The organism is bacterium, from assembly GCA_036524115.1.
GTDB lineage: Bacteria > JAUVQV01 > JAUVQV01 > JAUVQV01 > DATDCY01 > DATDCY01.
The window spans coordinates 1-9,002 of record DATDCY010000140.1; the positions used below are offsets into that span (position 1 = coordinate 1).

The following is a 9,002-nucleotide window of genomic DNA, read 5'->3' on the forward strand; positions in this document are numbered from 1 at the left end:
AGCGCCAGCACGCCGGCCGCCGCGGCCGGCGCCAGCAGCGGCACGAGCGGCAGCCGATAGCGCTCGGCGACGAAGAACAGGACGACCGACGCGCCGTACCCGGCGGCGAACACCGCCAGGAACAGCGGCCCGCGCCCGCGGACCTCGAGGCAGCCGAGCGCGCCGAGACAGACCAGCGCGCCCCACCACCAGCGGTAGTGGCGCACCGGGAAGGAGACCGCCGTGAAGTGCGCCAGCGCCTTGTTGTTGCTCGGCTCCGGGGCTCCGAGGAAGATGCCGGTCTTGACGCCGAGCAACCGCGCCCAGCGCCCGGGCGCGGCCACGATCTCCTCCCTCGCCCGCGCGTACCACCAGCGGTCCTGCGCCGCGAGCGAGGCCTGGCCCGCGCGCACCGGCCGCAGCATCGTCGCCTCCCAGCGCAGCCCTGGCGGGACCGGCGTCACGCCATCCGCGCCGCGCTCGTTGCCGAGGTAGAAGTTCACGCCGCCGTTGGCCGCGACAGGTATGACGGCGCCCTCCGCCCGCCAGTTGTGGATGGTGGTCGGCGCGATCCCGACGACGAGACCGAGAGCCCACGCGGCGGCCGCGGTCGGGCGAACGGCCCCGCCCCGGCGCCAGAAGGCCAGCGCCGCGCCCAGGACGGCGAACGGCAGCGCCACGATGACGTTGGGACGCGTCACCGCCGCGGCGGCCAGCAGAAGCCCCGAGAGCAGCGGCGTGAGCGGCCCGCCGCCCTCGAGCCCGCGCCAGAGCGTCCAGAGGCCCCAGAGCAGCAGGAAGGCGAACAGCGTGACGTCGAGGACTTCGCCCTCGAAGAAGATCCGCAGCGGGTAGCAGGCGCCGATCCACGCCCCGCCGAGGGCCGCCGCCCGCCCGAACCAGCGTTCGCCAAGGCGGTAGGCCGGGTAGAGCGCGGCCAGCCCGAGGAGGCTCTGGACAATCGCCACGACGGCGAAGCTGCGCCCGGCAGCCGCATACACCGCCGCGAGGAAGTATGGGTAGAGCGGCGGTCGGAAGAAGGCCGCCGGGTGCCCCTGGGCGAGGATCTGCTGCGCGGTGCGGTCGAACGTCAGGGAGTCGACAAGCGGGTAGCCGAACCACGGCTGCTGCACGAGGTCCGACAGATACCACAACCGCAGCGCGACGCCGGCGCCGATCGCGAGCCAGAACCCGGCCGGCAGACCGAAAACGGGGACAGATTTGTTTTCCACGGGACAGCCGCCCGAATCACACGAGACGAACGCTGGAAAATAAGTCTGTCCCCATTTCACAGACCGTACTTGTCCAAGCGGTAGCGGAGGGTGCGGTCGTTGAGGCCGAGCAGGCGCGCCGCCTCGGCCCGGCGTCCGCCGGCCAGCTGCAGCGCCTGCGCCACCAGGCGCTTCTCGAACTCGTTCACCGTCTCCTCGAGGTTGATGCCCTCCGGCGGGATGGCCGCCGGCGGCGCGCCCTCCGCGGGCGCGAGCCGCCCCCCTCCCTCCCCGGTACGGATGTGCTCGGGCAGCGCCGCCGCCGTGATCGGCTCCCCCGGGTGCATGGCCATGACCCGCTCCACCACGTTCTCGAGCTCGCGGACGTTTCCCGGCCAGGGATACGCCGTGAGCGCGGCGAGCGCGTCCGGCGTCACCTCCACGCCCCCGGCGGCGCCGTCGCCCCCGTACTTCGCGACGAAGTAGAGCACCAGCTTCGGGATGTCCTCGGTCCGCTGACGCAACGGCGGAACGTGGATCGGGATCACGTTGAGGCGGAAGTAGAGGTCCTCCCGCATGGCGCCGTCCCGCAGCAACGCGCCGAGATCGCGGTTCGTCGCGGCGATGATCCGCACGTCCACCGTGATGTCGCGGCTGTCCCCGACGCGGCGGACCTTCTCCTCCTGGAGCACCCGCAGCAGCTTCACCTGCACGGCCTTGCTCGTCTCGCCGATCTCGTCGAGGAAGAGCGTGCCCCCGTCGGCCGCCTCGAAGAGTCCCTTCTTGTCCGCCACGGCGCCGGTGAAGGAGCCCTTCACGTGCCCGAACAGCTCGCTCTCGAGCAGCGTCTCCGTGAGGGCGCCGCAGTTGACACTGACCAGCGGTTTCGCGGCGCGCGCGCTGTGCGTGTGGATCGCCCGCGCGATCAGCTCCTTGCCCGTGCCGCTCTCCCCGGTGATGAGCACCGTGCTCTTGCGGCCCGCGACCCGCCCGACGACCTTGAAGATCTCCACGAGCCCCGGGCTGTCGCCGATGAGGAAGTCGCTGCGGTTGTCGCCGCGCACCTCCAGGTGCGCCGCGTGCTCCTCGCGGTCGCGGCCGCGCGTGATCCCCTCGCGCACGAGCTGGCGGATCCGGCCGAGGTAGTCGCCCTCCTTGACGATGTAGTCCACCGCGCCGAGCTGGATCGCCTGGATCGTCGCGTCCGCCGACGGGAAGGCGGTCATCACCAGCAGCCGCGCGCCGGGGCAGCGCTCCTGCACCAGCCGCAGCACATCGAGGCCGGAGATGTCCGGCATCCGCATGTCGGTGACCAGCAGGTCGCAGGGCCCCTCGGCGAGGGCGGCCTCCAGGCCGGCCCGCCCCGCGGCCGTGCGCACCGCGCAGCCCTCCTTCGCGAGCATGACGGAGAGGACCTTGCGGATCCCCGGCTCGTCGTCGACGACGAGCACGCGCGGCGCGCCGCTCACGCCGCGGCCTCCACCGGCGAGGGCGCCGGCGCCTGCTGGCGCACGGGGAAGACCACGCGGACGATCGTGCCGCGGCCCGGCTCGCTCTCGACGTCGATGCGCCCGCGGTGGGCCTCGACGATCTTGTGCACGAGCGCCAGGCCCAGGCCGGTGCCCTGCTCCTTGGTCGAGAAGAACGGCGTGAAGATCTTCGCGAGCGCCGCGCGCGGGATGCCGACGCCGGTGTCCGCGAACTCCACCGTCGCCTCCCGCTCGCCCGCGCCCACCGCGATGTCCAGCCGCCCGCCGCCCGGCATCGCCTCCACGGCGTTGAGCGCCAGGTTCCAGAACACCTGCCGCACCAGCTGCGGGTCCACCTCGGCGCGCGCCGGCGCCGGGCCGCGGCGGGCGACGGCGATGCGGCAGCCGCGCGCGCGCGATTGCAGCAGCGTCACGGTCTCCTGCAGCACCTCGAGCAGGTCCGTCTCGCGCGCCGCGATGTCGCGCGGGCTGGCGTAGCCGAGGAAGTCGGTGACGAGCGCGTCGAGGCGCACGACCTCCCCGGTCACGATGTCGAGCAGCTCGCGCCCGGTGCCCTCGACGACCAGCTCCTCGCGCAGCATCGCTATGGAGCCGCTGAGGCTCGCCAGCGGGTTGCGGATCTCGTGCGCCATGCCGGCGGCCAGCTCGCCGACGGCCGCGAGGCGGTCGGAGCGCCGGACCTGCTCCTCCATGCGCCGGATCGCCGTCAGGTCCTGGAACGCGCAGATGACCCCCGTGCTCCTGCCCTCGCCGTCCCGCAGCGCCGAGAAGGTCATCCCGAGCAGCGGCCCGCCGGCGCCCGCGCCCGCCATCCCCCCCTCGGCGCGCAACGCCCCCTCCGCGAGCTGGGCCGGGTCCGCCCAGAGGTCGGTGCCGGGCGGCAGGTGGAAGACGGCGGTGAACGGCCGCCCGATGACGGCCGCCGCCGAGAGCTGCGCGATGCGCTCCGCGGCGCGGTTGCAGTAGGTGATCGTCCCCGCGAGGTCCGTGGTCACCAGGCCGCTGGCGATGTTCTGGAGGATGTGCTCGCTGCGCCGCTCCAGCTCCGCGAGCGAGGCGCTGGCGGCGTCGAGTTGCACGCCCGCCTTCCGCGCCGACTCCGCAAGGTGGGCGGCCAGGAACGCCACGAGGAAGAAGCCGAACACCGCGAGCAGGTGGCGGTAGCCGACGGCAGTGCGGCTCATCGTCGCGAACATCCCCGCGGGGTCGATCACCGCGGCCACCCGCGGCGCCAGCGGGGCGCCGACCGCGGCGCCGTAGAGGACGGCGCTGCCGGCCGCGGCGATGAGGCTCCCGCGCCGGTAGAAGAGGATCCCCGCGCCGATGATGATCAGGAAGTAGACGATGACGAACGGGCTCGCCGCCCCGCCGGTGATGACCACGACGCCCGAGAGCACCGCGAGGTCCAGCGCGAGCTGCACGACGGCGAACCGCGCCTGGTCGCGCACCTGCGACTGGAGGAGCGCGTAGGCGATCGTCAGCAGGTAGATCAGCCCGACGAACAGGTAGAGCCCGCGCAACGGCGTCGAGGAGAACTCCTCGCCCTGGCGCACCTGCAGGATGATGGTGACGCCGAGCATGACCGTCGCGACGACCAGCCGCAGGCCCATGAGCCAGCGCAGGCGCCCCGCGACGCCCGAGCCGCCGCCCGGCCGGCCCGGCTGGCCGTCCCGACCGTCCGCCACGACCCGCCCGCTGCTAGCCGATGGTGCCGGCGAGCTTGAAGACGGGCAGGTACATCGCGATGACGATGTAGCCGAGCGCGATGCCGAGGAAGACCATGATGAACGGCTCGAGCATCGAGGAGAGCGCGCCCACCGCGGTGTCCACCTCCTCGTCGTAGAAGTCGGCGATCTTGCCGAGCATCGTGTCCAGCGCGCCCGCCGACTCGCCGACGCCGATCATCTGCACCACCATCGGCGGGAAGACGCCCGTCTGCTGGAGCGGCTCGGCGATGGTCTTGCCCTCAGAGATCGCCTGGCGGGTCTTGAGGATGCCCTCCTCGATGACCTTGTTCCCGGCGGTGCGGGCGACGATGTCGAGGCCGTCGAGGATCGGCACGCCGCTGGTGATGAGCGTCCCGAGCGTGCGCGTGAACTTCGCCACCGCGACCTTGCGCACGAGCACGCCGACGATCGGGAGCTTGAGCGCCATCGCGTCGGTCTGACGCTTTCCGCTCTCGGAGGCGCGGTAGCGCTTGAGCCCGACGATCGCCGCCACGATGACGCCGATGATGAGCCACCAGTACTTCTGGAGGAACTTGCTCAGGTCGATGACCGACTGGGTGACCGCCGGCAGCGTGCCGCCGAAGTCCTGGAACATCTTCTCGAAGGTCGGGATGACGAAGAGCAGCATCAGGAAGACGACGGCCACGGCGACGGTGACGACGACCGAGGGGTAGACCATCGCGCTCTTGACCTTCTTCTTGAGGGCCATCGTCTTCTCGATGTAGGTGGCGAGCCGGTTGAGGATCGTGTCGAGGATGCCGCCGGCCTCGCCGGCCGCGACCATGTTGACGTAGAGCTCCGGGTACGCCTTCGGGTGCTTGCGCAGCGCCTCGGCGAAGGTCGACCCCTGCTCGACGTCGGCGCGGACCTTGTTGATGATCCCGCCGAAGGTCTTGTTCTCGGTCTGCCCGCCGAGGATCTCGAGGCACTGCACGAGCGGCAGGCCGGCGTCGATCATCGTCGCGAACTGCCGCGTGAATGTCACGAGGTCCTTCTCCGTGACCTTCGGCTCGAAGCCGGGGATCTTCAGCTGGATGTCGCGCGACTTGGGGCTGACGCTCGCCCCGAGCACGCCCTGCCGGCGCAGCAGCGCGACGGCCGCGCCCTGGTCGGCGGCCTCGATCACGCCCTTCTGGGTGGCGCCCGCCCTGTTCCTGCCCTCGTACTTGAAAGCCGGCATCCCGCTCCTCCCGCAATCCTCCCGGCCGCGATGCGGTCGGTCCTCTAGCTAGGCCGCCGCGGCGCCCCGCTCCCGGACGGGCCGCCGCCGCTCCGCTGGATCATCTGGATCAGCTCGTCCGGATCGGTGGAACGGCTGATGCAGTCGTCGTAGCTGAGGTGCCGGCGCAGGTAGAGGTTATGCAGCGCCTGGTTCATCGTCTGCATGCCGTACTTGGCCTGCCCCGCCTGCATCATGCCGTAGATCTGGTGGATCTTGTCCTCGCGCATCAGGTTGCGGATCGCCATGTTCGGGACCATGACCTCGAGCGCCAGCGCCCGTCCGTGCCCGCTGGCCTTGGGGATGAGCTGCTGCGAGAGCACCCCCTCGAGGACGAACGAGAGCTGCGCGCGAATCTGGGGCTGCTGGTGCGGCGGAAAGACGTCGACGATGCGGTTGATGCTCTGGAGGCAGGAGTTGGTGTGCAGGGTCGCGAAGCAGAGGTGGCCGGTCTCGGAGACCGTGAGCGCGGCCTCCATCGTCTCCAGGTCGCGCATCTCGCCGATGAGCACGACGTCCGGGTCCTGCCGCAGCACGTACTTGAGGGCCTTCTTGAAGCTCTGCGTGTCCGCGTGCACCTCGCGCTGGTTGACCACGCACTTCTTGTGGTGGTGCAGGTACTCGATCGGGTCCTCGATCGTCATGATGTGGGACTGGCGTTCCATGTTGATCTTGTCGAGCATCGCCGCGAGCGTCGTGGACTTGCCGCTGCCGGTCGGGCCGGTGACGAGGATCAGCCCCTTGGGCTTGTCGCACAGCTCGCTGACGATCCGCGGCAGACCCAGCTCCTCGAAGGAGAGGATCTTGAAGGGGATGGTGCGGATGGCGGCCGCGACGGCGCCGCGCTGCATGAAGATGTTCGCCCGGAAGCGCGAGAGGCCCTTGACGCCGAAGGAGAGGTCGAGCTCGTCCTCCTCCTCGAACTTGTACTTCTGCGCGTCCGTGAGGATGCTGTAGCAGAGCCGCTTGGTGTCGGCCGCGCCGAGCGGCTCGAGGGTCTTGATCGGCATGAGCGCGCCGTCGATGCGCAGCACGGGCGCGGTCCCGGTGGTGATGTGCAGGTCGGAGGCGCCCTTCTCGATCATCTCCTTCAGCAGTTCGTGCAGGCTGACCATCGTGCGCCCCCCGTCCCTACCCCGATGTTGTCCGCGAGTCTACCAGATGGCCCCCTAGTCGGCAAAGGTGACGCGAATCACTTCCTCGACCGTCGTCGCGCCGAGCTTCACCTTCTCCAGGCCGCTGCGCCGCAGCGTGTACATGCCGCCCTCCACGGCCGCCGCCTTGATCTCCGAGGTGCTCGCGCCCTGGAGGATCAGGTCGCGGATGCGATCCGAGATCGTCATGACCTCGTAGAGCGCGACGCGCCCCTTGTAGCCGGTGCCCGAGCAGATCGAGCAGCCGGTGCCGTGGTAGACCTTCATCGTCTCGGCCTCCTCCGGGGAGAAGCCGACCTCGATGAGCGCCTGCGGGTTGACCTCGACCTCCGCCTTGCAGCCCGAGCAGATGCGCCGCAGCAGGCGCTGGGCGACGATGAGGATCACCGAGGAGGAGACGAGGAAGGGCTCGATGCCCATGTTCAGCAGGCGGTTGATCGTCGAGGGCGCGTCGTTGGTGTGCAGCGTCGAGAGCACGAGGTGGCCCGTGAGCGCGGCCTTGACGCCGATCTCGGCGGTCTCGTAGTCGCGGATCTCCCCGACCATGATGATGTCGGGGTCCTGGCGCAGGAACGAGCGCAGCGCGGCCGCGAAGTTCAGGCCGATCTCGTCGTGCATCTGCACCTGGTTGATCCCCGCGAGGTTGAACTCGACGGGGTCCTCGGCGGTCATGATGTTCTCGCTCACCTGGTTGAGCTGGTGCAGCGCGGAATACAGCGTCGTCGTCTTGCCGCTGCCCGTCGGGCCGGTGACCAGGATCATCCCGAAGGGCTTGTGCAGCGCGGCCTGGAAGTCGTCGAGCGCCCGCTGCTCGAAGCCGAGCTTGGTCATGTCGAGCTGGAGGTTGGACTTGTCGAGCAGGCGCATGACCACCTTCTCGCCGAAGAGCGTCGGCAGGACCGAGACGCGGAAGTCCATGTCGCGCTTCTTGCCGAGCTTGAGCTTGATGCGCCCGTCCTGCGGCAGGCGCCGCTCGGCGATGTCGAGCCTGGACATGATCTTGATGCGCGAGATGATCGCGTTGCGGATCTTCAGCGGCAGGCCCATCGCCTTGCGCAGCACGCCGTCGAGCCGGTAGCGCACGCGGAAGGACTTCTCGTAGGGCTCGATGTGGATGTCGCTGACGCCCATCTTGATGGCCTTGATGAGGATGCCGTTGACGAGCTTGACGATCGGGGCGTCGACGTCCTCGATCCCCTTCTCGTCCAGCTCCTCCTCGACGACCTCGACGTTGTCGACGGCCCCGGAGACGAGCTTGTCGAAGTCGTCGACGTCGACGACCGGGCTGTCGCCCCCTTCCATCTCGGCGAATTCGCTCGACATCTCGTCGTCGCTGAGGGCGTAGTCCTTGCCGTCGACGGTCTCCTTGGCGCCCCCCGACTCCGCAACGCCCCCGCCGCCGCCGTACTGGCGCTTGATGGCGTCGATGACGCCGGCCTCGGCGGCGACGACCGGCTCGATGTTGTAGCCGGTCATGAACTTGATGTCGTCGATCGCGAAGACGTTCGAGGGGTCGGCCATGGCCACGGTGAGCGTCATGCCGACGCGGCTGATGGGCATCACGAGGTACTTCTTCGCCACCTCCGCGGGGATCAGCTTGATGACCTCGCGGTCGATGCCGTAGTTCCCCAGGTTCACGGAGGGGACGCCGAACTGGCGCGAGAGCAGCGTGGTGATCTGGTCCTCGGTGACGAAGCCCAGCTGGACGAGATGGTAGCCGATCCGCCCGCCCTGGGCCTTCTGCTGTTCGAGGGCCTTGTTCAGCTGGTCGGGGGAGATGATCCCCTGGTCCCTGAGAAGTTCACCGAGCTTGAGCGCCACGCCTCTCCCCCGTTTATGACCTGGCAACCGCCGTCCCCGGAACAGAAGCGGGACGGTGTCATTTCACAATTTGTTTGTTATAGAAGCGCGGTCCCGAAAAGTCAAGCCGGACAACCGGTTAGACCTGCACCCCGGAGGAGCGGTCACAGCTTGCCGCGCGTGGCCCCGCCGGCCGCGGTCCTCAGGGCCCGGCGCATCGTCTCCAGGGGCGGCCGCATCCCCGTCCAGAGTTCCAGCGCGAGCGCCCCCTGGTGCAGCAGCATCCCCAGCCCGTCGACGGTGCGGGCCCCGGCGGCGGCGGCCGCGGCGAGCAGCGGCGTCACCCGCGGGCGGTACACGATGTCCACGACGACCTGCCCCGGGCGCAGGCCGCCGCGCGGCAGCGGGAGCGGGTCGCCGCG

At 70.0% G+C, this 9,002-nt stretch carries 7 protein-coding genes; all 7 read right to left on the bottom strand.

The features are described from left to right. Positions 1–1,211: glycosyltransferase family 39 protein (locus VI078_06700; GenBank protein ID HEY5998981.1), on the bottom strand; the 1,211-nt coding region annotated here is incomplete at its 3' end. 56 nt (positions 1,212–1,267) lie between these two features. Beyond that, on the bottom strand, positions 1,268–2,659 hold the full coding sequence (locus VI078_06705) for a sigma-54 dependent transcriptional regulator (GenBank protein HEY5998982.1): 1,392 nt from the start codon (positions 2,657–2,659) through the stop codon (positions 1,268–1,270). Then, positions 2,656–4,365, bottom strand: coding sequence for an ATP-binding protein (locus VI078_06710; protein ID HEY5998983.1), 1,710 nt, complete (start codon positions 4,363–4,365; stop codon positions 2,656–2,658). Before VI078_06710 ends, VI078_06705 begins: the two co-directional genes overlap by 4 nt. A 13-nt stretch (positions 4,366–4,378) precedes the next feature. Beyond that, positions 4,379–5,587 carry a type II secretion system F family protein gene (locus VI078_06715; protein HEY5998984.1) on the bottom strand — a complete coding sequence of 403 codons (1,209 nt, stop codon included), beginning with the start codon at positions 5,585–5,587 and terminating at the stop codon, positions 4,379–4,381. Positions 5,588–5,631: 44 nt separating this feature from the next. Beyond that, a complete protein-coding gene (locus tag VI078_06720) occupies positions 5,632–6,741 on the bottom strand; it encodes a type IV pilus twitching motility protein PilT (GenBank protein HEY5998985.1) in 1,110 nt (369 codons plus the stop codon). Positions 6,742–6,795: 54 nt separating this feature from the next. Continuing rightward, a complete protein-coding gene (gene pilB, locus VI078_06725; GenBank protein HEY5998986.1) occupies positions 6,796–8,601 on the bottom strand; it encodes a type IV-A pilus assembly ATPase PilB in 1,806 nt (601 codons plus the stop codon). Positions 8,602–8,744: 143 nt separating this feature from the next. After that, the coding region (locus tag VI078_06730) for a shikimate dehydrogenase (protein ID HEY5998987.1) at positions 8,745–9,002 on the bottom strand (258 nt) is incomplete at its 5' end.

What these genes read in the sequence shown, in the direction of transcription:
- VI078_06715 (HEY5998984.1), bottom strand. Translation starts at nt 5,587, where the DNA reads ATGCCGGCTTTCAAGTACGAGGGCAGGAACAGGGCGGGCGCCACCCAG.
- VI078_06720 (HEY5998985.1), bottom strand. Translation starts at nt 6,741, where the DNA reads ATGGTCAGCCTGCACGAACTGCTGAAGGAGATGATCGAGAAGGGCGCC.